Origin of the sequence: Serratia sp. 506_PEND (assembly GCF_001076875.1) — a bacterium.
Lineage (GTDB): Bacteria > Pseudomonadota > Gammaproteobacteria > Enterobacterales > Enterobacteriaceae > Serratia > Serratia marcescens.
In genome coordinates this window covers 1-1,764 of the sequence record NZ_JVEL01000280.1, presented here as the reverse complement: position 1 = coordinate 1,764, position 1,764 = coordinate 1, and the positions used below count along the sequence as shown (strand labels likewise).

At 42.2% G+C, this 1,764-nt stretch carries 2 protein-coding genes; one reads left to right on the top strand and one right to left on the bottom strand.

Annotation, left to right across the window (positions count from 1 at the left end; genetic code table 11):
- The coding region (locus ADK28_RS07450; protein WP_048795304.1) for a helix-turn-helix domain-containing protein at positions 1-594 on the bottom strand (594 nt) is incomplete at its 3' end.
- Positions 595-1,259: 665 nt separating this feature from the next.
- Here ADK28_RS07450 and ADK28_RS07445 point away from each other — a divergent pair.
- On the top strand, positions 1,260-1,764 hold a 505-nt coding region (locus ADK28_RS07445), incomplete at its 3' end, for a helix-turn-helix domain-containing protein (RefSeq protein ID WP_239686222.1).

The following is a 1,764-nucleotide window of genomic DNA, read 5'->3' as shown; positions in this document are numbered from 1 at the left end:
AGAAATATAGAGGGTCTTCAAATAGATGCTGACGTAATTCTCTTTCCTGATGCTCGCGCCAAAATTGAAAAAGTTAATCACGCCGCTATCCGTTTTTTTCATGTTATCAATTGCCGCCAATCGCAGCGCGGAAACCGCAGGATGGAAGTGATGTATCTCTGCATCAACGCCATCCCCTGAATCGTCGAAAAATTTTGGCAGGTGCACATAGCGATGCTCGGGAATGCCGTCGAGAAACAGCAATGGGATGGCGGAGGACACGTCCCACGATTTACTTTTGCGATACTGCATCGGCGAGGTTCTGAATTGCTTGCGAAAGGCCCGTTCAAAGGATTGATAGGACTGAAAGTTCAGCGCTTTAATGATATCGGAAATAGAGAGGTTAGTCGCTTTCAACATAAATGCGGCGCGAATGAGTTTTCTGCCCCTCACATAGCTTCCGAAAGTCATCCCTGTTTCATCTTTAAACGCTTTTTGGATATGCCCGCGTGAATATCCGCTTTTTTCTGACAGCATCTCAACGGTGAGCTTCTCATTGAACCCACTTTCTTCCACCCAGGCGAGCAGCTCCTCAATGACTTTAGTTATAAACATGCAGGAGCTCCCTTTTAGTTATCTGCCTAATGGTTGCGTTGGGTAAAATAACGCGATATCGGTATTCAGCGATAAGCCCCAATTCATCCGATCTTTTAGGCAATATCCTGAGTATAGAACGCGTGCAATATTAACGCGGTAAATTAAAAAAAATGTACTTAAAAGTGTCATTTACCAAATAGCAGCGTATGGCGAAGAAGTAGAAAGTGTATGGATACATTTTAAGTATATTAATTTGTTGATTTTTATTAATTTATATGAATGAACCAAGCTGGTGGGAGCACAATTTTTGCTCATTGATAGATAAAAACACTATATGGCTGCCAATTTATTGACAGTAACATCTTTTCGAATCGAAATAATTAACTATTCTATGTTTAAGAGTAGGGGGAAGCGGAAAATAGGCCCGGCAGGGGGTTGTGAAATTAAATAATGGTTAATTCAAGGGGGTATCAAGGCTAATGACATTCAGGGAGGAATATGGGGGGGTATTTTCGCGAAAAATAGCGATTGCTATTTATCTTCTGGCTGTGGCCTGCGTTTTTCTGTCTTGGCGCTCGTGGTTTATCAGCGTTTTTCCACACGACTTCTTTGCGAGTCTCATCTTGTGCGAGAGGTGAATCGGCATCTTTCACCTTGGAAATGATTTTTGTGCAACGTGATGCGTGGATATATTTGAACGGGTATGGGAATGCCATTCTTCGAAAGAAAGCAAGTCGGGCAGCTTTTGGTTCTGCAAGAAGAGGGATGCATTCAATAATAAAAATAGCAAGATGACAGGCTTTACTATGGATTGTTCTAACAAGTTCAGACGCAATATTTTAGATGAGATAATCGCTATCATTGAAAAAGCCATTGATACACAAAGCCATGTATCAATAAGGGCGTTATCCGTTAAGTCAGGGTATTCCATCGGGCATTTACAACGGATGTTCTATTTGTATGAAGGGATGAAGATAGGGACCTATATCAGAAAGCGCAGACTAAGCCGCTCGACGTTATTGCTGAAATGTACCGATATGAAGATCTATGAAATCGCGTTGCTCTCTGGATTTAGTTCTCAGCAATCATTTAGCCGTGCGTTTTCAAATCAGTTCGGTTGCCCGCCGAGAACATTCAGAACCCTGCGCGATTGGCCTTTTCTCAATTACCAACCGATTATTGGCTTCG